20 protein-coding genes and 2 riboswitches are annotated in these 20,934 nt (G+C 66.0%); of the genes, 4 read left to right on the forward strand and 16 right to left on the reverse strand.

The window, feature by feature from the left end; all coding sequences use genetic code 11:
• Nucleotides 1-40: 40 nt before the first annotated feature.
• On the reverse strand, nt 41-508 hold the full coding sequence (locus WMW70_RS11065) for an MFS transporter (protein ID WP_341437566.1): 468 nt from the start codon (nt 506-508) through the stop codon (nt 41-43).
• 155 nt (nt 509-663) lie between these two features.
• Here WMW70_RS11065 and WMW70_RS11070 point away from each other — a divergent pair, with 155 nt between their 5' ends.
• A complete protein-coding gene (locus WMW70_RS11070) occupies nt 664-2,709 on the forward strand; it encodes a S9 family peptidase (RefSeq protein ID WP_341437568.1) in 2,046 nt (681 codons plus the stop codon).
• Nucleotides 2,710-2,733: 24 nt separating this feature from the next.
• Here the strand turns inward: WMW70_RS11070 and WMW70_RS11075 are convergent, their stop codons facing one another.
• On the reverse strand, nt 2,734-3,048 hold the full coding sequence (locus WMW70_RS11075) for a hypothetical protein (RefSeq protein WP_341437569.1): 315 nt from the start codon (nt 3,046-3,048) through the stop codon (nt 2,734-2,736).
• A gap of 132 nt (nt 3,049-3,180) precedes the next feature.
• Between WMW70_RS11075 and WMW70_RS11080 the strand changes: the two genes are divergently transcribed.
• Together WMW70_RS11080 and WMW70_RS11085 are read left to right on the forward strand one after the other, a co-directional pair.
• Nucleotides 3,181-3,555 carry a YajD family HNH nuclease gene (locus WMW70_RS11080; RefSeq protein WP_341437570.1) on the forward strand — a complete coding sequence of 125 codons (375 nt, stop codon included), beginning with the start codon at nt 3,181-3,183 and terminating at the stop codon, nt 3,553-3,555.
• A 164-nt stretch (nt 3,556-3,719) separates the two neighbouring features.
• A complete protein-coding gene (locus tag WMW70_RS11085; protein ID WP_341437571.1) occupies nt 3,720-4,190 on the forward strand; it encodes an RNA methyltransferase in 471 nt (156 codons plus the stop codon).
• Between the two features lie 4 nt (nt 4,191-4,194).
• Here WMW70_RS11085 and WMW70_RS11090 read toward each other — a convergent pair whose 3' ends face one another.
• The 5 genes from WMW70_RS11090 to rnd all read right to left on the reverse strand — a co-directional run bounded on the left by WMW70_RS11090 (nt 4,195) and on the right by rnd (nt 8,572).
• Nucleotides 4,195-5,424: a hypothetical protein gene (locus tag WMW70_RS11090; RefSeq protein WP_341437572.1), complete on the reverse strand. Its 1,230-nt coding sequence runs from the start codon at nt 5,422-5,424 to the stop codon at nt 4,195-4,197.
• Between the two features lie 90 nt (nt 5,425-5,514).
• Nucleotides 5,515-5,964 (reverse strand): YcgN family cysteine cluster protein, encoded by a 450-nt coding sequence (locus tag WMW70_RS11095; RefSeq protein ID WP_341437573.1) that lies wholly within the window; start codon nt 5,962-5,964, stop codon nt 5,515-5,517.
• A 223-nt stretch (nt 5,965-6,187) separates the two neighbouring features.
• Nucleotides 6,188-7,120, reverse strand: coding sequence for a D-2-hydroxyacid dehydrogenase (locus WMW70_RS11100; protein ID WP_341437574.1), 933 nt, complete (start codon nt 7,118-7,120; stop codon nt 6,188-6,190).
• A gap of 28 nt (nt 7,121-7,148) precedes the next feature.
• A complete protein-coding gene (locus WMW70_RS11105) occupies nt 7,149-7,442 on the reverse strand; it encodes a YcgL domain-containing protein (protein ID WP_341437575.1) in 294 nt (97 codons plus the stop codon).
• Entirely contained in the window at nt 7,439-8,572 is a 1,134-nt protein-coding gene (rnd, locus tag WMW70_RS11110) for a ribonuclease D (RefSeq protein WP_341437576.1), read from the reverse strand. The genes WMW70_RS11105 and rnd overlap by 4 nt, the downstream gene beginning before the upstream one ends.
• A 146-nt stretch (nt 8,573-8,718) precedes the next feature.
• Between rnd and WMW70_RS11115 the strand changes: the two genes are divergently transcribed.
• Nucleotides 8,719-9,777 carry an SMP-30/gluconolactonase/LRE family protein gene (locus WMW70_RS11115; RefSeq protein ID WP_341437577.1) on the forward strand — a complete coding sequence of 353 codons (1,059 nt, stop codon included), beginning with the start codon at nt 8,719-8,721 and terminating at the stop codon, nt 9,775-9,777.
• Between the two features lie 189 nt (nt 9,778-9,966).
• Here the strand turns inward: WMW70_RS11115 and WMW70_RS11120 are convergent, their stop codons facing one another.
• The 9 genes from WMW70_RS11120 to cobO form a co-directional block, all read right to left on the reverse strand.
• Nucleotides 9,967-10,551 (reverse strand): vWA domain-containing protein, encoded by a 585-nt coding sequence (locus WMW70_RS11120; protein ID WP_341437578.1) that lies wholly within the window; start codon nt 10,549-10,551, stop codon nt 9,967-9,969.
• Between the two features lie 74 nt (nt 10,552-10,625).
• The gene (locus tag WMW70_RS11125) at nt 10,626-11,645 is read right to left on the reverse strand and encodes an ATP-binding protein (RefSeq protein WP_341437579.1); all 1,020 of its coding nucleotides are present in this window, start codon (nt 11,643-11,645) and stop codon (nt 10,626-10,628) included.
• 4 nt (nt 11,646-11,649) lie between these two features.
• Nucleotides 11,650-15,429 (reverse strand): cobaltochelatase subunit CobN, encoded by a 3,780-nt coding sequence (gene cobN, locus WMW70_RS11130; protein WP_341437580.1) that lies wholly within the window; start codon nt 15,427-15,429, stop codon nt 11,650-11,652.
• A gap of 3 nt (nt 15,430-15,432) precedes the next feature.
• Nucleotides 15,433-16,497 (reverse strand): cobalamin biosynthesis protein CobW, encoded by a 1,065-nt coding sequence (cobW, locus tag WMW70_RS11135; protein WP_445942138.1) that lies wholly within the window; start codon nt 16,495-16,497, stop codon nt 15,433-15,435.
• Nucleotides 16,498-16,529: 32 nt separating this feature from the next.
• Complete coding sequence (locus WMW70_RS11140) at nt 16,530-16,904, reverse strand: DUF1636 domain-containing protein (protein ID WP_341437581.1); 375 nt, start codon at nt 16,902-16,904, stop codon at nt 16,530-16,532.
• On the reverse strand, nt 16,901-17,704 hold the full coding sequence (locus WMW70_RS11145) for an ABC transporter ATP-binding protein (RefSeq protein WP_341437582.1): 804 nt from the start codon (nt 17,702-17,704) through the stop codon (nt 16,901-16,903). Before WMW70_RS11145 ends, WMW70_RS11140 begins: the two co-directional genes overlap by 4 nt.
• Nucleotides 17,698-18,726: a FecCD family ABC transporter permease gene (locus tag WMW70_RS11150; RefSeq protein ID WP_341437583.1), complete on the reverse strand. Its 1,029-nt coding sequence runs from the start codon at nt 18,724-18,726 to the stop codon at nt 17,698-17,700. The genes WMW70_RS11145 and WMW70_RS11150 overlap by 7 nt, the downstream gene beginning before the upstream one ends.
• Nucleotides 18,723-19,565: an ABC transporter substrate-binding protein gene (locus WMW70_RS11155; protein WP_341437584.1), complete on the reverse strand. Its 843-nt coding sequence runs from the start codon at nt 19,563-19,565 to the stop codon at nt 18,723-18,725. The genes WMW70_RS11150 and WMW70_RS11155 overlap by 4 nt, the downstream gene beginning before the upstream one ends.
• Entirely contained in the window at nt 19,565-20,173 is a 609-nt protein-coding gene (cobO, locus tag WMW70_RS11160) for a cob(I)yrinic acid a,c-diamide adenosyltransferase (RefSeq protein ID WP_298110926.1), read from the reverse strand. The genes WMW70_RS11155 and cobO overlap by 1 nt, the downstream gene beginning before the upstream one ends.
• A 185-nt stretch (nt 20,174-20,358) precedes the next feature.
• Nucleotides 20,359-20,573: riboswitch (cobalamin riboswitch) on the reverse strand.
• Nucleotides 20,574-20,634: 61 nt separating this feature from the next.
• A riboswitch (cobalamin riboswitch) is annotated at nt 20,635-20,858 on the forward strand.
• Nucleotides 20,859-20,934: the final 76 nt, after the last annotated feature.

The following is a 20,934-nucleotide window of genomic DNA, read 5'->3' on the forward strand; positions in this document are numbered from 1 at the left end:
GCAGCCGGGTGCAAGGCTTACAGCGTGACGCGCGCCTCAGTCAGAGGCGCGGTTCCAGCCGCCCGCCTTGGTCGCGCCGGGGGTCATAGTGTGCGGCGGCGTAATCGTCCTGCTCCAGCATCTCGCGCAATGTCGGTTCACTTTCACCGTCCGCGACCTCGCCCGCCCGGCCTTTCCACCAGCGCACCAGCGGCCAGCGAATCGCCACGAACAGCAGGTAGAGCGCCAGGGCAATCAGGCTGTACATGGCCAGATCGGCCACCGCCCGCCAGACGTTGTTGCCGACATCCAGCAGCAGGTCCATGGCGCTGATCGCCACGGCTGGGGCGAACTGTTCCTTGGCCGGATCGACAATGGTCGGAGTGAACAGCAGCACGGTCATCAGCACCCGCAGCGGCTCGCGCAGGTAGCGCCACATCCAGCCGGTCAGGCGAAACCACACCAGCAGGCAGCCGAGCGCGGCGATCAGGTAAGCGCCCCAGGCAAGTAAATAGTCGTTTTCACTCATAACGCAGTGGGTCTCTGGACATAACGGGCCAAACAGGCCTGGAAACGCGGCCGAGCTGCATTTTCAGCGGCCGGCTGACAAACTGGCGCTTATGATAACGGCTTTTGCCTGCTGCCGCGTCCCCGCCGTCAGCCGTCAGCCTCTGGAGTTGCCCTATGTCGCATGCCCCCATCGCCCGCGCCGAGAACGCTGACGACCCCTATCACTGGCTGGAAAATCGCGACAGCGACGAGGTACTCGACTACCTCAAGGCGGAAAATGCCTACCTGGAAAGCCAGCTGCGCGAGCAGCGCGAACTGCGCGAAACGCTGTTCGAGGAAATCAAAGGCCGGATCCGCGAGACCGACCTGAGCCTGCCCTCGCCCTGGGGCCCCTACCTGTACTACCAGCGCACTACCGCCGGCGACGAGTACCCGCGCCATTACCGCTGCCTGCGCCCGGCCGATGGCTCGCTTCAGGTCGATGAGACCAGCGAACACCTGTTGCTGGACCCCAACGCCCTCGCCGACGGCGGTTTTATCGCCCTCGGCGCGTTCAGCATCAGCCCCGACCACCAGCGCCTGGCCTACAGCCTGGATACCAGCGGCGAAGAGACCTATCAGCTGTTCGTCAAGGACCTGAACGACGACAGCCTCAGCGAGCTGCCCTTCGCCGATTGCGACGGCAGCATGACCTGGGCCAACGACAGCCAGACCCTGTTCTTCGGCGAACTGGACGAGACCCACCGGCCGCACAAGCTCTACCGCCATCGCCTGGGCCGCGCGACGGCCGAACTGGTCTTCCACGAGGCTGACGGGCGCTTCTTCCTCAGCTGCTACCGCAGCAGCTCCGAACGCCAGCTGGTGCTGCTACTCGGCAGCAAGACCACCAGCGAAGCCTGGGTGCTGGATGCCGCAACGCCACAAGGTCGCTTCAGCTGCGTGGCCCCGCGCGAGGAAGGCCACGAATACGACCTCGACCACGGCAAGCTGGGCGACGACTGGGCCTGGCTGATCCGCAGCAACCAGAGTGGGATCAACTTCGCCCTGTACCAGGCCCCCGAGCAGTCGCCCCAGCGTGACCACTGGCAGCAGCTGCGTGGCCATGATCCCCAGGTCATGCTCGAAGGCATCAGCCTGAACCAGGAAGCCCTGGTGCTCAGCCTGCGCGAAGGCGGCCTGCCGATCCTCGAAGTGCAGCCCCAGGGCCAGCAGGCCTACCGCGTGCAGTTGCCCGATGCGGCTTACAGCCTCTATGTACAGGACACCCTGGAGTTTGCCAGCCCGGTAATCCGCCTGCGTTACGAGGCGCTCAACCGTCCGGCGCAGATCCGTCAGCTGCAACTGGGCACCGGCGAACAGCAGGTGCTCAAGGAAACCCCGGTGCTGGGCCCGTTCGACGCCGACGATTACGTCAGCCAGCGCCTGTGGGCCACGGCCAAGGATGGCAGCCAGGTGCCGATCAGCCTGGTGGCCAAGCGCGAGGTACTCAGCGGCGCAATGCCCGCCCCGCTCTACCTGTATGGCTACGGGGCCTACGGCGAAAGCCTCGACCCCTGGTTCTCCCACGCTCGCCTGTCCCTGCTGGAGCGCGGCTTCGTCTTCGCCATCGCCCATGTGCGCGGCGGCGGTGAACTGGGCGAGGCCTGGTACCGCGCCGGCAAGCTGGAACATAAGCAGAACTCGTTCAGCGACTTTATCGCCTGCGCCGAGCAACTGATCGACAGCGGCTACACCAGCAGCGATCGGCTATGCATCAGCGGCGGCAGCGCCGGCGGCCTGCTGATCGGCGCGGTACTCAACCAGCGCCCCGAGCTGTTCGCCGCCGCCGTCGCCGAGGTGCCCTTCGTCGATGTGCTCAACACCATGCAGAACCCCGACCTGCCGCTGACCGTGACCGAATACGACGAATGGGGCGACCCCAACGAGCCCGAGGTGTTCGCGCGGATCAAGGCCTACGCCCCCTATGAAAACGTCAAGGCCCAGGCCTACCCGGCGATCCTCGCGGTGGCCGGCTACAACGACAGCCGCGTGCAGTACTGGGAAGCCGCCAAATGGGTGGCCCGCCTACGCGCGCGCAAGACCGACGATAACCTGCTGCTGCTGAAAACCGAGCTGGAGGCCGGCCACGGCGGCATGAGCGGCCGCTACCAGGCGTTCAAGGATGTGGCCCTGGAGTACGCCTTTGTTCTCAAGGTGCTGGGCCTGACCCGCAGCCAGTAGGCGCGCGCCAGCCCTTTGGGGAGCTCAGGGCTTCTTGCCGCCTGGGCCTAGCGGCTGGCTATTGCGCTGGCGCTGTTGCTCCAGCAGCGGCAGATCCCGATCCGGTAGCGGTACAGCCGGGTTCGGGGTATTGGGCAGCGGCCTGAGCAGCGGCGGGTTGTGCGGCGTGCGCCGGGGCACCTGGCTTGGCTGCGCCGGCGTCGTATAGGGTTGCGGCGTGGCCGTGCCCGGCGCGCCGGCAGGCCGGCCATCGGCGCGCGATCCAGCGGCCTGCTGGGCCTGCGCAGCTGCGGCACAGAGCAGCCCCAGGGCGAATATCCAGGGCGATAGGCGATGCATTCTCGTGCTCCTCGTTTGCGCTGATGCAGTTTGGGCCACGGCTCGGCAACAAAGTGCCGACAACGCGGTTCTCAGTGACCGCCGGCAGCGCTAGACTGCGGACATAGGCCTAATTTATTCAAGAGACGCCAGATGAGCAGCGACAAATCCCCCTCGCCCACCGCCAAGCTTGACCGCATCCTCGCCGAGGCCCAGCGTGGCCGCGAAGAAGGTTATCGCGACAAGGCCCTGAAGATGTACCCGCATGTCTGCGGCCGCTGTGCCCGGGAGTTTTCCGGCAAGCGCCTGAGCGAGCTGACCGTGCACCACCGCGACCACAACCACGACAACAACCCTCAGGATGGCTCCAACTGGGAGCTGCTGTGCCTGTTCTGTCACGACAACGAACACGCCCGCTATACCGACCAGCAGTATTTCAGCGAAGGCTCCACCGCCAGCCAGCAAGGGCCGAAGGTAACCCACAAGGCCTTTGCCGACCTGGCCGCGTTGCTGAAAAGCAAAGAGTAAGCGGCTATCGGCTGGGTGCACCGTGCGCACCCAGAACGCCTGACCTGTACCGGTGCGCGCGGCGCACCCTGCACTCCACGCGCTCACTCACTGCCTCCGAATACCCTGCTCGCAACGCCGCCAGGCCTTATACTGCGCCCCCTTTATCTAAAGGCCCCAAGCTCGTGGCGAACAAAAGATACAGCTGCATCGGGTTGTTCAACCCCAAATCTCCGGAAAACGTTGGCGCGGTGATGCGCGCGGCGGGCTGCTATGGGGCGGCTTCGGTGTTCTATAGCGGCAAGCGCTACGAGCGCGCCCGCGACTTCGTTACCGACACCCAGCGCATCTATATGGATATTCCGCTGATCGCCGTCGAAGACCTGCAGAAGATCATCCCCCTGGGCTGCACCCCGGTTGCCGTGGAGCTGGTCGAGGGCGCGCGATCGCTGCCGGAATACACCCACCCGGATCGCGCCCTCTATATTTTCGGCCCGGAAGACGGCTCACTGAGCAAGGAAGTCCTCGACTGGTGCGAGGACGTGATCTATATCCCCACCCAGGGCTGCATGAACCTGGCGGCCACGGTCAACGTGGTGCTCTACGACCGCATGGCCAAGGGCATTAACACCAAGTCCGGGCCCAAGTTCAAATAGCCGACTACTTCAACAGCTTGCTGTCCAGCACCTTGGACGGGCCGCCCATGACATTCTCGCTGATTTCGATAAAGTCCTGGGTGCTGGCCTTTTCCAGGCGCATCAGGCCGCGGGTCACGTCATCCAGCGAGCGCGGCTGGGTGCTGCCCTTGGTCTTCTGGCGCAGCTCGCGATCCAGCTCCTGCAGCAGCAATACCGCCTGAGCGGTAACCGGACCGCTGGCATGGGCGGTGCGCAGGCTCTTGACCGGTTTGCTCCACTCCACCAGATGCTCACGCACCTTCTGATAACGGTCCTCGCTCAGGCCGCCAGCACGGCGCATCAGTTCGATCGCGTAGTACTCGGCCAGGCCTTCGGTGATCCAGTCGCTGCGGTCGCGCGCCTGGATGCGGCTGAAGACGTGAACCAGCTCATGCACCAGGGAGCTGGTGCCGTTTTCGCTGACCAGCGGCCGGTCGCTGTGCATGTAATAGGAGTTGGTGGCCGACAGCCCGCCGCGCCACATGGGGTCACCGGCACCGACGATCAGCAGCTTGCCCGGATCGCGGGGAAACACCGCCTGGGCCTCGGGCCAGACGAAGGTCAGCAGGGTGAGGATGTCCATCCGGCGCATGCCCTCGCCGACCGGCGCGGCGATGGTCACATCGCTATCCCCCAGCTTGGCCCGACGAGTGCCTATCTTGCCGGCGATGATCCAGCCGGTCGGGCGGTCGAACTTGCGCTGCGGGTTGTCGATGCGAAATTCATGGGTGCCGATGCGTGGCCAGCCGGTTTCCACGCCTTTCCAGCCCTTGGGCAGGTCGAACTTCAGGCGCGCCACCAGCTCGGTATCGTTCTTCTGACGCAACTGCACGGCCGGCACCAGATCGTCGCCGCGCAGCAGAGCCCAATCCTCGGTCATGCGCGCGTCATAACGACCAGCACTGCGTTCATGGTTGATACGCACCCGGTACGTCAGCTTGGCCTTGCCCTTGGCCGGCTGCCAAACCCCGCGTTGCGGGCTTTCCTGGGTCCACTCGCCGTCGCCGGCAAAGTCCGTGTAGAGATTCTCGTCGCCCAGGTTGAAGCCCAGGCTCAGCACCCGCTCGCCCTTCTCCAGGCTCAGGCTGACTTCGGCCTGGTCGCTGTCAGGCAGGAACTTGACGCGATAATCCAGATCGACTTTCTGCCCAGCCCACAACTGGGCACTCAGACAGAGCAGGACTGCGGGTAACAGGGCACGGTAAATCGACATGCGCAAAGCTCCAGTATGAGACGGACCAATCCATAGACCCCGGGGGCCCCTGTCGTTCCATCCTGACTGCGAATAAAACGGCAATAGCCCTTAACCGGCACGAAAAATCAGGTGCTCCTCCCAGTCATCCTCAGCCACGCTGTTCTCGCTGAGCATGCGCCCGGCCTGGGAAATGCGCTGAGTATGCACCTGCTGCGGGTCGCCGCAGACCAGATGATGCCAGAGCAGCAGGTCCTTGCCCTCGCTGACCAGGCGATAGGCGCAGGTTGGCGGCAGCCACTGGAACTGGTCGGCCTGGGCCGGGGTGAGCTGGATACAGTCGGGGACAGCCTTGCGCCGATTGGCGTAATCGCTGCAACGGCAGCTGTCCATATCCAGCAGCTTGCAGGCGATACGGGTGTAGTAGACGCTACCGTCGTCCTCATCCTCGAGCTTTTGCAGGCAGCACAGGCCGCAGCCATCGCACAGCGACTCCCACTCGTCCTGATCGAGCTGGGCGAGGGTCTTGCGTTTCCAGAAGGGTTCGACTTTGGCGGCCATGGCGAGGGTACGGTGAGGGCGAAAAGGCCGGCAGTCTAGCGGCTAGGCCAACTACGGCCAAGAGCGGCGAGCCGAATGGTCAATTATTGAGCAATGCTCAAGCCAAATGAACGGACGTCGGTGGGTGTGCCGTGCGCACCAGCGCCGCCAATAAGCGCTCGGTGCGCCCAAGCGCGCCTGAACGCCAGCGACTCAGCGCAACAGGGTAATGGAAGACCGCCGATCAATAACCCCGGACAAAATCCACCAGGCCGCGCAACTCATCCCCCGCCCGCCAGCGTGCCAGATTATCGACAAACAGCTGCACCAGCAGACGCGGTTCGGTGGGGGCCGAGCTGTGCCCGGTCAACAGCAGTCGCGGTGCGGTCCAGAAGCCATGGCCGGCGGGCAGCGGCTCTTCACGGCAGACATCGATCACCGCAGCGGCGAGCCGATCCTGCTCCAGCGCCGCAATCAGGTCGGCATCGACCACCGCGACGCCGCGCCCGACATTGATAAACAGTGCGCCGGGCTTGCAGCAGGCAAACAGCGCGGCGTCATAGATGTCGCGGGTGGCCGGGGTGTCCGGGAGCAGGTTGATCAGGTAATCCGCCTCCCCTGCCAGGTGCGGCAAGGCATCGAGCCCGGCGACTTGGCGAAACGGCGGCTGTGACCGCGGGCGGCTGGCCACGCCCAACAGCTCGATGCCGAAGGGTGCGAGAAACTGCGCCAGGCTCAGGCCTATGTCGCCCGTGCCGACGATCAGCGCCTTGCGCCCGGCCAGACTGTGCGGCAGGCGATTATCCCAACGCTGCTCGACCTGGGCGGCCAGGCGGGCGAACAGTTGCCGTTCATGGGCCAGCAGATGGCACAGCACATACTCGGCCATTACCTGGCCGAAGATGCCCACCGCGCGGGACAGTTGATAGTCCCTGGGCAAATCAGCGGCCAGCAGCGGCGTGATACCGGCCCAGGTCGACTGCAGCCAGCGCGGCTTGTGGCCCTGGCGCAACAAGGCGGCAAGCAGATCCGGCTGGCCCAGCCAGAGCGGGCAACTGGCGGCATGCTCGCGCAATTCGTCCGGCCGGGCACTGGCCACCAGCTCGAGTTCGGGAACCTGCTGGCGCAGCAACTCGGCATAGCGGGCGTGATCGTTTTCGGCAATCAGCAGGCGCATGGGCCCTCCTCGCAACGCTGCATACCGTCTACATGGGGTCGTTGCGACGCAACAACTCGTCCGGCAGGTGCTCGATATATTCGTCTTCCGGTGGCGGCATCTGCAGGTGGTAACCCTGCTCGTCGAGGTTGGCCAGCACCTTGTGGATGTCTTCCTGGGCCAGGGTGCGCTGTGGCGTCAGCACCATCTCGAACGCCAGGGCCGGCGGGCCAAAGGCGGCCAGCAGGCTTTCCGGCACGCGCGTGAGGGCCTCGCTGCGCAGCACATAGAGGTACATGCCGCTCTTACGCGGGCTCTTGTAGATCGAACAGATGCGTTTCACGCCGACTCTCCGCTTGCGGCCAGGCAATCGAGCAGCGCCTGGCCCATCAGTTCACGCCGCCAGCCCCGCAAGGAATCCGGCAGCTGGTAAGGGCCCTTGGGGTACCCGCTCTTCAGCAGAGCCTCGAGGGTCTTCTTGCGCAGCATCAGCTCGGGGGCGATGTTCAGACGCTCGCCTTCGCGCTGGCCGATGGCACGCAGTTTCTTCAGTAGCGACGACGCCTCGAGCGGCAAAGGCTCAGGCAGGGCCGCTGGCCAATCCGCCGCCGGGCTGGTCGCCGCCTGCTTGATCATCTGCAGAATCAGCTCGCCGTCCTGGCGCACGGTTTTCGGGTGCATATCCTCGATCCGCGCCAGGGCCACCAGATTGTCCGGCTGGGTGCGGGCCAGGGGCCACAGCGAATGCTCGCGAATGATCCGGTTACGCGGCTGGTTGCGTGCCCGCGCCTCGCGTTCACGCCAGGCGCACAGCACCTTGAGTACCGCCAGCTGTTGCGGCGACAGCTTCCACGCCAGCTTGGCCTCGCGGTAGGCCAGCTCGGGGTCGAGCTCACGGCCCAGATTGGCCACCAGTTCGGCACCGTCCTCCAGCACCCAGCGGTATTTATCCGCGCTCAGCTGCGCCTGCAACAGCAGGTAGACCTCGGCCAGGTGCAGCACATCTTCCGCCGCGTAACTGACCTGGGTGGCGGACAGCGGCCGCTGCAACCAGTCGGAGCGGGTTTCGCCCTTGGGCAGTTCGATATTCAGTACCGCCTGGACCAGCCGCGAATAGCCCATGGAGAAGCCGAGATTGAGGTAGCCGGCGGCCAGCTGGGTGTCGAACAGCGGCGACGGCAGGCTGCCGGTCAGGCGCAGAAAGACTTCCAGGTCCTCGCTGCAGGCATGCAGCACCTTGACCACGGCCGGGTCCTGCAACAAACCGGCAAAGGGCGTCCAGTCGTCGATCGACAGCGGGTCGATCAGATAGGCGCGCTGGCCCTCGCTGACCTGCAGCAGGCCGGCAATCGGGTAAAAAGTGTCGACCCGCATAAATTCGGTATCGACCGCCACAAAGGGCAGGCTGCGCCAGCTGGCGCAATGTTGTGCCAGGCTGGCGTTGTCGGTGATCCAGTGAATATCGATAGCCACGCGGCGCTCCCCTCAAGAATGCCGCGCAGTATATATCGCCCCGACCGGTTGCCGGGCATTTGCCGCCATGGGCTCACAGATGCGCATGAACCCTGTAATCTGACGCGCGCTGCATGTGCTCAACTTCGAGACAGGGACTAACAACAATGAAGAAACTACTTGGCCTGCTGCTGGCCCTGGTCGCCGCCGTGGCCATCTACCTCGCCATCACCCCCAGCCCCATCGACCCACTGGCCTGGGATGCGCCGCAAGCGCCACTGATGACTGGCGTGCTGGAGCCCAACGACACCCTGATGAAGGCCGAACTGCTCGGTCGTGGCCAGCTGCATGGCCCGGAAGACAGCGCCGTGGACAGCCAGGGTCGGGTCTACGCTGGTCTGCATGACGGCCGCATCGTGCGTCTCGACGGCGATCAGGTGGACACCTTCGCCGATACCGGCGGCCGGCCCCTGGGCATGGATTTCGCGGCCGACGGCGCGCTGATCGTCGCCGATGCCTACAAGGGCCTGCTGCGTATCGACCCTCAGGGCAAGATTGAGGTGCTGACCACCGAGGCCGAAGGCGTACCCTTCAAGTTCACCGACGATCTGGATATTGCCCGCGACGGCACCATCTACTTCAGCGACGCCTCCGCACGCTTCGAGCAGCCGGACTATCTGCTCGACCTGCTCGAAGCTCGCCCCCATGGCCGTCTGCTCAGCTACAACCCAGCGACCAAGGAGACCAGGGTACTGCTCAAGGACCTGTACTTCGCCAATGGTGTGGCGCTGTCGGCCAATGAGGACTTCGTGCTGGTCAACGAAACCTACCGCTACCGCATCACCCGCTACTGGCTGAGCGGCGAGAAAGCCGGCACTCACGACATCTTTATCGACAACCTGCCCGGCCTGCCGGACAACCTGCAGGGTGATCGCAACGGCACCTTCTGGGTCGCCCTGCCAACCCCGCGCAAGGCCGACGCCGATATGCTGCACCGCTCGCCCTGGGCGAAGGCGCAGCTGGCCAAGCTGCCACGAGCATTCTGGCCCAAGGCGGAGCGCTACGGTTTTGCCATCGCCCTCAACGAACAGGGCCAGATCACCCAGAGCCTGCACGACACCAGCGGCAAGCACCTGTTCATGATCACCTCGGTCAAGCCGGTGGGCGACTACCTGTACTTCGGCAGCCTGGACAACGACCGTATCGGTAAATTGAAGATTCGCTAACAGCGGTCGAGCCTCGATGCATTGAGGCTTTAAAGGCTAAGTAGGGTGGATGACGCCTCACCCATCCACCAACTGCAATGGTGGATGAAGAAAGCGTCATCCACCCTACTAGGTCGTAGCCCGGATGCAATCCGGGGAGCGGTCTGATGGCCACTACCCGGATTGCATCCGGGCTACAAAAGCGATGCCCTATTGCTCGCCAAGCAGGTCCACCGCGCGCACATGCTCGGCGTCCCATAGCCGGGCGATCTGCGCGGCGCGGCCAAGCGCCAGCGGCTGGTTCTCGAAATCCACCACCACACAGAAGTCGGCCTGCCGCGGGCGCGCCGGCAGTTGGCTGAAACGCCCGTCGCTGAGCAGCCACAGGCCGATTCTCTTGCCCGGCGCGGACTTGCGCACCTTGGCCAGGGTCTGCTCGGCCAGCTGCACCGCACTGAGCGCCGGCGAACCGCCGCCACCGCCTATCGCGGCGATCCAGGCGTCGTTATAGGGCACGGCCTTTTGCGGGCGCTGCAGCAGCCGCGCCTGGTTGCCGGCGAAGGCGATCACCGCCAGCTCGCCGCGTTGCCGGTAGACCTGCTCGCTCCAGCGCAGCAGCAGGCCCTTGGCCAACGCCAGGTTGCTGCGCTTGAGCATCGAGCCGGAGCAATCGAGTAGCAGGCAATGCAGCAGGCCGTCTTCGCCGGCCTGATGCTGGAACTGCAAGTGTTCCGCCAGCAGCGGTACAGCCCCTTTGTTCAGCAGGGTACGCGGCCAATGGATACGCGCGCTCACTGCCGTGCCAGTCGTCCTCACCCTTCCGGCCCGCTCACCCTTCCCCGCCAGCGGCCCGCTTGCGGGCCGTTGGCTCAGGGCTTTTTTAGCGGCAGCGGCCTCGCGCCGGCGAGGCTCTGGGTTGGCACGGGTTGCGGCGGCATCTCGCCCCAATCGCTGCCGCCATCGGCTGACGGCAGGTCATCGGCTGCGCCGTTGCCCGGGTTGTCCTGGGCGGGCGATTGCGGTGCCTGCGGCGGATTCTTGCGTCTATGCGCCAGCACCAGCTCGGCCACCGCCTCGACATCCGCCGCGCCAATTTCGTCGCGCTGTTGCCAGGCGGCGTGGGCACAGGCGGCGCGCAGCAGCACCAGGTCGGCGCGCACCCCCTCCACCCCGGCGGCATAGCACAGCGCGCTGACCTGACGGTGCAGCGCGTCGCCGAACTCCAGGCGGGCCACCCTCGCCCGCGCCTGCTCCAGGCGTTCGCTGAGGCGCAGCTGGGCGTCGCGTTGCGCCTCGACGAAACCCAGCGGGTCGCGGTCGAACTGCAGGCGGCTACGGACGATGCGTTCGCGGGTCGCGGTGTCGATCTGCTGGCCGAGGCGCACGAACAGGCCGAAGCGATCGAGCAGTTGCGGACGCAACTCGCCCTCCTCCTGGTTCATGGTGCCGACCAGGGTGATGCGCGCCTGGTGCTGGTGGGAAATGCCGTCGCGTTCGATGCGATTGACCCCGCTGGCGCAGACATCCAGCAGCAGGTCGACCAGCGCATCGGCCAGCAGATTGACCTCGTCGACATAGAGCACGCCGCCATCGGCGCGGGCCAGCAAGCCGGGCTTGAACTGCACACTGCCGTCCTGCAACGCCGCCTGGATATCCAGCGAACCGACCAGTTGTTCCTCGCTGCTGCCCAGCGGCAGGTTGACGAAACACCCGCTCGGCAACAAATCGGCCAGAGCCCTGGCGCTGGTGGATTTGGCGGTGCCGCGCGGGCCTTCGATCAGTACCCCGCCGATCTGCGGATCGATGGCCGCGAGCAGCAGCGCCAGTTGCAATTGCGGCTGGCCGTGGATGGCGGAAAACGGAAAATGCGGGCGAATGGTGCTGTTCATCGGCTTATTCCAAGTGCTGTTCGACGGCCAGAAGGTGCTGTTCGATCTGCTCGCGGTAGTCGCCCGGTGTCTGCCACAGGCCGCGCTGGATCGCTTCGAGCAGGCGCTCGCTGATTTCCAGCAGGGCGTCGGGGTTGTGCTGCTGGAGAAACTCGCGGGTCGCCGGATCATTGAGGTAGGCGTCGGTGACGCTGGCGTACTGGTCGTCGCGCACTACGCCGGTGGTGGCGTCGAAGGCGAACAAGTAATCCACGGTCGCGGCCATCTCGAAGGCACCCTTGTAGCCGTGACGCTTGACCCCGTCGATCCACTTGGGATTACTCACCCGCGCGCGCATTACCCGGCTGATTTCCTCGGCCAGGGAGCGCACGCGCGGTGCCTGCGGGTTGCTGTGGTCGCCGAACAGCAGGCTTGGCTGCTGGCCGCTGTAATGGCGCACCGCAGCGGCCATGCCGCCCTGGAACTGGTAGTAGTCGTCGGAGTCGAGCAGGTCGTGCTCGCGGTTGTCCTGGTTCTGCACCACCGCCTGAATCTGGGTCAGACGCGCGGCGAAGGTATCGCGGCGGTCCTCGCCATAGACCTTCTGCCCGTAGGCGTAGCCGCCCCAGTTGAGGTAGGCGCGAGCCAGATCGCTGTCGTCCTGCCAGTCGCGGGAATCGATCAGACCCTGCAGGCCGGCACCATAGGCACCCGGCTTGGCACCAAACACGCGAAAGCCTGCCTGCTGCCGCGCGCTCTGCGCGTCCAGACCCTGGGCTTGCAGCTCGGCGCTTTCGCGCAGGATGCGCGCGCGGATCGGGTTGACCTCCTCGGGCTCGTCCAGCTCGGCGACCCGCTGCACCGCGGCGTCGAACATCTGCATCACATTGGCGAAGGCGTCGCGGAAAAATCCCGAGACACGCAGGGTCACGTCGACCCGCGGGCGGTCCAGACGCTTGGCCGGCAACACCTCGAAATCGCTGACCCTATGGCTGCCGTCGGCCCACTTCGGCCGCACGCCGAGCAGGGCGAAGGCCTGGGCGATGTCGTCGCCGCCGGTGCGCATGGTCGCCGTACCCCACACCGACAAACCGATGCTGCGCGGGTAGTCGCCGTGGTCCTGAACGAAGCGCTCGACCAGCAGCGCCGCGGACTTCTGCCCCAGCGCCCAGGCGGTCGGCGTGGGGATCATCCGCGTGTCCACCGAGAAGAAGTTGCGCCCGGTCGGCAGCACATCCGGCCGCCCACGCGAGGGCGCGCCGCTCGGCCCCGGCGGCACGAAACGCCCGGACAGACCTCGACCCAGCTGGTACAGCTCCTGCTCGCCACAAGCGATCAGCCGTGGGCGCAGGTCGTTCTCGACCCGCTGCATCACCTGGCGCGTGCGCGGCCAGTCAGCATCCACCATGCCCTGCTCCAGCAACTGCAAGGCCAGCAGCTCGATACGCTCGCGACAATCGCCGAGGGTGCGCCAGGGCCGCTCGCTGATCGCCTGCAAGGCTTGAGGCCGCGCGCCCTGCCAGGGCAGCGCCCAGTCGGCGTCCAGTGGATCGAAGCTGGCATCGGCCAGCAGATCCTGCGCCAGTGCGCGGACCAGGCTGGCGTTGCTACCCAGGCCGTCGCCGACCCCATGGCGGGCCAGGGCCAGCAGGGTGTCGCGTTGCAGGCGGCCCTGGGGCGATCGGCCGAAGATATGCAGGCCGTCGCGGATCTGGCTTTCCTTGAGTTCGCAGAGGTAGCTGTCGGTGCGGTTAAGCAGCAGTTGCTCCTCCGCTTCGCTGGCGGGCGCTTCGAGGCCCAGATCGGCGTGCAGATTGTGCTGCACGATCAGCGCGAGGATCTGCTTGCGCAGCAAGGCGGCGCGGCGCGGGTCGAGGCTCAGGGCCTCGTAGAACTCGTCGACCAGACATTCCAGATCGCGGGTCGGCCCGTAGCTTTCGGCGCGGGTCAGCGGCGGCATCAGGTGGTCGATGATCACCGCCTGGGCGCGGCGCTTGGCCTGGGTGCCCTCGCCCGGGTCGTTGACGATAAAGGGATACAGATGGGGCATGGGGCCGAAGATCAGCTCCGGCCAGCACTGCTCGCTGAGCGCCACGCTCTTGCCCGGCAGCCACTCCAGATTGCCGTGCTTGCCGACGTGGACGACGGCATCGCTGGCCCAGCTCCGCCGCAGCCACAGGTAGAAGGCCAGGTAGAAATGCGGCGGCACCAAGTCCGGGTCGTGGTAGTTGGCCTTCTGGTCGAGCTGGTAGCCGCGCGCCGGCTGGATGCCGACAAACACCTGGCCGAGCCGCACGCCGGCGATCATAAAGCGGCCCTGACGCAACATCGGGTCCTGCTCCGGCGCGCCCCAGCGTTCGGTGATGGCTTCGCGGTTGGCCTGCGGCAGCGTGGCGAAGAACGCCAGGTAATCGGCCAGCGCCAGGCTCTGCCGCGCCGGGCGCAGCGCCCATTGCTCGGGGTCGTTGGTCACGCCCTGCTTGAGCAGGACCATCAAGGCATCGCCATCGGCGGGTATCTCGTCGACGCCGTAGCCCTGCTGCTGCAGTCGGCGGAGGATCTCGATCACCGAGGCCGGGGTGTCCAGGCCGACGCCATTGCCCAGGCGGCCTTCGCGGGTCGGGTAATTGGCCAGCACCAGGGCCAGGCGCTTATCCGGGTTGGTCAGGCGGCGCAGCCGACACCAGCGCCGCGCCAGCTGGCAGACGAAGGCGATGCGGTCGCCCAGCGCCTGGTACTGCACCACGTCGCTCTGGGTCAGTTCGCAGCGCTGGCCGAGGCCCTTGAAGCTGATGGCCCGGCTGATGATCCGTCCGTCCACCTCGGGCAACGCCACGTGCATGGCCATGTCGCGCGGCTGCAGGCCTTGGGGATCGGCGCGCCAGCTCTGCTCATTACCGCCGGAGAGGATCAGTTGCAGCACCGGGATATCGCCGGCCAGGGCGTGATCGCCAGGATCGTCCATCGCCGACTGGGAAAACGCCGTGGTGTTGAGAATCAGCGCGACTTCGTGTTCGGCGCACAGCTCGCGCAGGGTCTGCAAACACAGCGCATCCTTCAGCGACAGCAGCGCGATGGGCAGCGGGTTCAAGCCCTCGGCCAGCAAACCGCTACACAGCTCGGCGAATACCTGGGTGTTGCCCGCCTGCAGATGCGCCCGATAGAACAGCACCAGCACACAGGGCGCGCCCTCGATCCACCGCTCCCGCCAGCTAGCGGCCGAGGCATCGGCCTGCTGCGGATGGAACACCGCCACCGGCGGCAAGGGCCGTGGCGGTCGCGCCGGCAGGGGCAAATCGAAGAAGCGCGCGCCAATAAAGCGATACAGCTCACCGGCATTGGCCGCGCCGCCCTCGCGCAGGTAGCGCCAGAGCGTATGGCAGCAGTCCGCGTCCACCGTGCTCAGGTCGATCAGGTTGCGGTCTTCGCTCATGTCGCCGGAAAACATCGCCAGGGCGATGCCCTTGCGCCGACACAGCGCGACCACCTGCTCGGTGCCATAGGGCCAGTAGCTTTCGCCGCCCAGGTGGTCGATGACCACGACTTTGGCGTGTTGCAGCACCTGATCCAGATACAGATCGATGGAGGCGTTCTGCCGCAGGTGCAGCAGGTTGGTCAGGCGCACCGAGGGATAAGCCAGTGCCGCATTGCCGGCCTGCGCCTGCGGATGGGCGGCGGCCAGCAACGCCAGGGTGGTGTCGGCGGCGCTGAGGATGACGATATCCGCCGGGTCCTGTTCGACCACGGTAATGGTCGCCCCGCTTTCGTCGATATAACCACCGGGCAGCGCCGACAACATGTGCATCGATCAGGCCTCGATCACGGCGGTTTGCAGGGCGCGGGTCAGCAGCTCGGCGTCCAGCTCCTGGCCGATCAACACCAGGTGGGTGCTCGGCGTTTCGCCGGTCTGCCAGCGGCGGTCGAAGTAGCTGTCGAAACGCTGGCCGACGCCATGCACCACCAGGCGCATGGGCTTGTCCACCAGGGCGACGAAGCCCTTGATGCGGAAGATCCGGTGTTGCTCGACCAGCGCCTGCAGGCAAGCCAGCAGGCGTTCACGGTCGACCAGAGGCAGCTTGACCACCACCGAATCGAACTGGTCGTGATCGTGCTCATGCTCCTCGTCGTCAGCATGGTCGTGATGGCTTTCGCGCAGGTGGATGCTCTCCTCCGAGGCGTGGGACAGGCCGAGAATCAGGTCGAGATCGAGGCAGCCGCGGTCGCTGGCGAGCACCTTGACCTGGGCCGGCAGCTCCTCACGCACCAGGGCGATAACCCGCTCGACGGCGGCGGCATCGACCAGATCGGTCTTGCTCAGCACCACCAGGTCGGCGGCCAGCAACTGGTCCTCGAACAGTTCGTGCAGCGGCGATTCGTGATCCAGGTTGGGGTCGGCGCGGCGCTGCTCGTCCACCGCCTGCGGGTTGGCGGCGAACAGGCCGGCGGCGGTGGCCGGCACATCGACCAGGGTCACCACCGCATCGACGGTGCAGGCGTTCTTGATTTCCGGCCAGTTGAAGGCCTGCACCAGCGGTTTGGGCAGTGCCAGGCCGGAGGTTTCGATGAGGATATGGTCGAGCTCGCCACGGCGCTCGATCAGCTCGCGCATCACCGGGTAGAACTCCTCCTGCACGGTGCAACACAGGCAGCCGTTGGACAGCTCGTAAAGCTGGCCGGCGGCTTCCTGACCGTCCTCATCGCAGCCGATACCGCAGCCACGCAGGATCTCGCCGTCGATACCCAGCTCGCCGAATTCATTGACGATCACCGCGATGCGCCGGCCGTTGGCGTTCTGCAGAATGTGCCGCAGCAGCGTGGTCTTACCGCTGCCGAGAAAGCCGGTGACTATGGTGACGGGGATCTTGGCCGACATGGAAATACTCCGATGGTTATGGGTCTGCGCGCTTATTCAAGCGGGGGGATACGCGCAATAAATTTGCCTTTGATGCCGGCCGGCCAGGTGCGGAATGGCACCTGGCCGCTCTCGGACTGCTGGTATTTGCGGCTGTAGTCGAGCAGCGCCTCGGCCGCTTCGCGCTCGGCGACAAAATCGCCGAGCACATAGGCGATCTTGCCGGGGGCTTGCAGCAGTGCGGTGCAATGCCGTTGGCAGGCCATCAGGCAGCGCGTGCGTTTGATCAAGAGCGGCGGCGCGCCGGCGGCGAGCTGCTCCTGCAACAGCCCCTCGACCTCGGCGGCGAACAGCTCACCCTGGCGCGCGGCGCTGGGCGCGGTGGCGTCGGAGCCGCAGGTTTCGCAAAGCAGCAGCGTGGTGGTCATAACTGTTCCTGAGATTGTGGGGGTTGCGGGCGGCAGGACCAGGGCAGGACGAAGCGCTGCTCCTGATGCTCGCCGAGCATCGCCTGGACCTGATAGACCTGCTGCAGGTTCTTCGGCGTCAGCACCTGGCGCGTGGTGCCGCAGTCGATCACCCGGCCCTGATCGAGCAGCAGGATGCGGTCGCAGAAACGGCTGGCCAGGGTCAGGTCGTGCAGCACTACCAAGGCGGCCTTGCCCTGGGCGCATTGCTGGCGCAGCAGCTCCATCACATTCAATTGGTGGAAGGGATCGAGGGCCGCCACCGGCTCGTCCGCCAGCAGCAACCGGCTGCCGACCGCCAGGGCGCGGGCCAGGCGCGCGCGGGCGCGTTCGCCGCCGGACAACTGATCGAAACGCCGCTGCGCCAGTTCGCCCAGACGCATCTGCGCCAAGGCTTGATCGATGGCGGTTTGGTCTTCGTCGCGCAGGCGTTGTCCCAGACCCCAGTTACCCCGGTGCGGCAGGCGGCCGAGGGCGACATAGTCGCGCAGGCGCAGCGGCCAACTGCTCTGATCGCCCTGACCCAGATAAGCGCAGCGCAGGGCGCGCTGGCGCGGCGACAGGCTGCTCAGCAGTTCGCCGTCCAGGCGGACTTCGCCCTGGTAGGGCAGCAGATGGGCCAGGGCCTTGAGCAGGCTGCTCTTGCCGGCACCGTTGGGCCCGATCAGGCCGAGCAGTTCGCCGCCGCGCAGGCTTAGCGACACCCGATCGACCAGACGCCGGCCGTCGATCTCGACACTGACCTGCTCAAGGCTCAGCATGCCGCCCCCAGCCGTTGACGCAGCACCAGCAGGAGAAAGAACGGCGCGCCTATCATCGCCGTGACCACCCCGAGCATCAGCTCCTGCTCGCCGCTGACCAGGCGCAGCAGAATGTCCGCCGCCAGCAGCAACACCGCGCCGCCGAGGGCGCTGCTCAGCAGCAGGCGCGAGGGATGGTAGGCGACCCATTTGCGCAGCAGGTGCGGCACCACCAGGCCGATAAAGCCGATGGCACCGGTCACCGCCACGCTGGCACCGACGCACAGCGCGGTACCGACGATGATCTGCACGCGCAGCCGCGGCAGGTTGACGCCCAGGCTGCTGGCTTCGTCTTCGCCGAGGGTCAGCGCATCGAGTTGCGGGCCGCAGGCGAACAGCAGCAACAGGCCGGCGGCGATAAACGGCAGGCACAGGCGGATATCGGCGAAGCTGCGGTCGCTCAGCGAGCCCATCAGCCACAGCACGATGTCCTGCACATCGGTGGGATTGGGCGCGAGGTTGATCGCCAGCGAGGTCAACGCCGCGGTCAGCGACGACAGGGCGACGCCAGAAAGAATCAGGGTCAGGTTGCTCGCGCTGCGCCGGGCAATCGCATAGAGCACCAGGGTGGTCAGCGCCGCGCAGCCCATCGCCGACAGCGGCACCAGCCAGGCGCTCAGGCTGCTCAGGCCGTAATACAGGCAGAGCACCGCGCCCAGGCTGGCGCTGGAACTGACCCCGAGCAGCCCAGGTTCGGCCAGCGGATTGCGCAACAAGCCTTGCAGCGCCGCGCCGGCCGCTCCGAGGGACATGCCGACGAGGATCGCCAGCAGCACTCGTGGCAGGCGGATTTCATTGACGATGACCTGCTGCTGCACCCGCACATCGGCCAGGTCCGCGCCGGCCGCCGCCGAGGACAGCAGGGCGCGGCCGATATCGCCGATGGCCAGCGGCACCGAGCCAATGCTTAGCGACAACAGCAACAGCGTCAGCAAGGCCAGCATCAGCAGCAGATTGAGCAGACTCGGGGCGATCCGACTCACGGTCGCCCCCCACTGATCAAGCTCAGGGCATCCAGCTGCGCGGCCAGTTGTTCGGCGGCATGGATCAACTGCCAGTCGCTGCAGCCCCAGCGGTTACCGCTGATGCTCAGCACCGGGCGCGTGGCCATCAGTTGCTGCAGGCGCTGATGGCGCGAGTAGGCGGATTTGGCGTAACCGTTGTCGATCAGCATGTCGGCGCTGACGAACACGTCCGGCGGGCTGTCGACCAGGTCTTCGAGGGCGTAACGGCTCCAGCCGGAGCGGCCGAGACTGGCCAGGTGATTGCGCAGGCCCACAGCCTGGAACACCGTATCAACATAGGTGTTGGCCCCGGCGCTGCCGCCGTTGGCGCGCAAATAGAGGGCGCTGAGCGACCGCGGGCGCTGCTGCAAACGTGCCAGACGCGCCTGCACATCGGCGACCAGTGCGCTGCCCGCGGCCTCGCGGCCGATCTGCCCGGCGACCCAGGTGGTGCTGTCGAATATCTGCGGCCAGGTAGTCGGGTAAGGCACCACCACCGTTCTGATGCCATGGCGGCTCAACAGCGCGGTCTGGTTATGCGTCTGCCAGCGCCGCGAGGCGAGGACGATATCCGGGTGCAAGGCGATGATCTCTTCCGCCGTGGCGTCGTTCGCCGGGAATTCCCGGGCCCGTTCGGCCATCGAGGAAACCCGCGGGTCCTGGCTCTTGCGCGACACCGAAAGCAGCTGCGCGGGCGCGGCGAGGCTCAACGCCAGCATATCGGCGCAGAGATTGGTCGAGACCAGGGTCGGCAACGCCGCGGCCCCGGCCAGTGGGGCGCACAGCATCGACAGCAGCAGAGCGCAGGCGCGGCGCATCAGAAGTCGATACCAGCCTGGGCTTTGACGCCGGCGTTGTAGGCGTGCTTGACGTCGCGGATCTCGCTGACCGTATCGGCCAGTTCGATCAGTTCGGGCTTGGCCGCGCGGCCAGTGACGATCACGCTCTGGCCGGCCGGGCGGGCGCGAATCGCCTCGATCACCATGGCCGCATCCAGGTAGTTGTACTTGAGCATGTAGGTCAGCTCGTCGAGCAGCACCAGGTTCAGGCTGGGGTCGGCGAGCATGCGTGCGGCGTGCACCCAGGCCTCGTCCGCGGCAGCCTTGTCGGCGTCCCAATTCTGCGTGTCCCAGGTAAAACCGGTGGCCATCGCGTGATAAGCGACTTGCACGGCATTCTGGCGCAGGTAGGTGACCTCGCCGGAGGCCTGGGTGCCCTTGATAAATTGCACCACGCCGACCTGATGGCCGTAGCCCAGGGCGCGGTACAGGGTGCCGAAGGCCGAGGTGGTCTTGCCCTTGCCGTTGCCGGTAATCAGCACGACTATGCCGCGCTCTTCCTGGGCCCTTTCGATACCCGCATCGACCACAGCTTTCTTGCGTTGCATGCGCTCGGCATGGCGCTGTTTTTTCTCATCATCGATCATGAGTCACACTCCCGCCCGAGCCGAACACGGCCATGGCAAATTCCTCGCGCAAGCGCGACGCTTTAGTGCAACCACGGGAGCAGGCGCGACGCACAGGCATCGAACCCTTGATGACGACTACTGAGGGAAACCGCCCGAAACGCGGGCGTGCAACAGCACCGGCAACCACCCACACCCCGGGGTACGCACCTTGTTTCGATCAGGCCGGTCTTCTGGCTCACCTTCATTCGAAGTCCGCGCCTTCCCGGGCGGTGGCCCAGTGGCGTGTGGCGGCTTCGTCAGGTTTACAGCAGCGGGGGCTGCGCCGGAATGCTCGAGGAATTACCTCAGAGGTCACCGGACTTCCCGTTTCAGCCCGTGGCGCGATTGCGCACGGGGCACCTGTTCGTTGGCCGGCAGGGTAGCGCAGTCGACCCCTCCCGGCAATTCGCTGCGGTTGACGGAGCTAGCGCTTCATGGTCAGCTTGCGGCCTGTTTCAGGTGTCTCGCGCCAGCGTGTGCGAGGTGAAACGGGAAGCCGGTGGGTTCGATCCGCAAGGTCGAACGAGTCCGGCGCTGCCCCCGCAACGGTAAGCGTACTTGGGTCGATTTCGCCACTGTGCCTCAGGCATGGGAAGGCCGACCCGCTGACTGTCGACCGACAGTAGTCGCAAGCCCGGAGACCGGCCTGAAACCTGTTTGGCAACCTGCGGTGGGCGGGGCGCGCCGAAATCGGGTTGGTTCCGCTGTCCGCGCTCGCCCCGCTTTTGTGCTGCTTCCCT

The organism is Pseudomonas sp. XK-1 (assembly GCF_038069885.1).
Classification (GTDB): Bacteria; Pseudomonadota; Gammaproteobacteria; order Pseudomonadales; family Pseudomonadaceae; genus Aquipseudomonas.

Coding starts and splice junctions, on each gene's coding strand:
- WMW70_RS11145 (WP_341437582.1), bottom strand. CDS start 17,704: ATGCTGAGCCTTGAGCAGGTCAGTGTCGAGATCGACGGCCGGCGTCTG.
- WMW70_RS11070 (WP_341437568.1), top strand. CDS start 664: ATGTCGCATGCCCCCATCGCCCGCGCCGAGAACGCTGACGACCCCTAT.
- cobN (WP_341437580.1), bottom strand. CDS start 15,429: ATGCACATGTTGTCGGCGCTGCCCGGTGGTTATATCGACGAAAGCGGG.
- WMW70_RS11065 (WP_341437566.1), bottom strand. CDS start 508: ATGAGTGAAAACGACTATTTACTTGCCTGGGGCGCTTACCTGATCGCC.
- cobW (WP_445942138.1), bottom strand. CDS start 16,497: ATGTCGGCCAAGATCCCCGTCACCATAGTCACCGGCTTTCTCGGCAGC.
- WMW70_RS11100 (WP_341437574.1), bottom strand. CDS start 7,120: ATGCGCCTGCTGATTGCCGAAAACGATCACGCCCGCTATGCCGAGTTG.
- WMW70_RS11080 (WP_341437570.1), top strand. CDS start 3,181: ATGAGCAGCGACAAATCCCCCTCGCCCACCGCCAAGCTTGACCGCATC.
- cobO (WP_298110926.1), bottom strand. CDS start 20,173: ATGATCGATGATGAGAAAAAACAGCGCCATGCCGAGCGCATGCAACGC.
- WMW70_RS11125 (WP_341437579.1), bottom strand. CDS start 11,645: ATGAACAGCACCATTCGCCCGCATTTTCCGTTTTCCGCCATCCACGGC.
- WMW70_RS11075 (WP_341437569.1), bottom strand. CDS start 3,048: ATGCATCGCCTATCGCCCTGGATATTCGCCCTGGGGCTGCTCTGTGCC.
- WMW70_RS11140 (WP_341437581.1), bottom strand. CDS start 16,904: ATGACCACCACGCTGCTGCTTTGCGAAACCTGCGGCTCCGACGCCACC.
- WMW70_RS11095 (WP_341437573.1), bottom strand. CDS start 5,964: ATGGCCGCCAAAGTCGAACCCTTCTGGAAACGCAAGACCCTCGCCCAG.
- WMW70_RS11090 (WP_341437572.1), bottom strand. CDS start 5,424: ATGTCGATTTACCGTGCCCTGTTACCCGCAGTCCTGCTCTGTCTGAGT.
- WMW70_RS11155 (WP_341437584.1), bottom strand. CDS start 19,565: ATGCGCCGCGCCTGCGCTCTGCTGCTGTCGATGCTGTGCGCCCCACTG.
- WMW70_RS11115 (WP_341437577.1), top strand. CDS start 8,719: ATGAAGAAACTACTTGGCCTGCTGCTGGCCCTGGTCGCCGCCGTGGCC.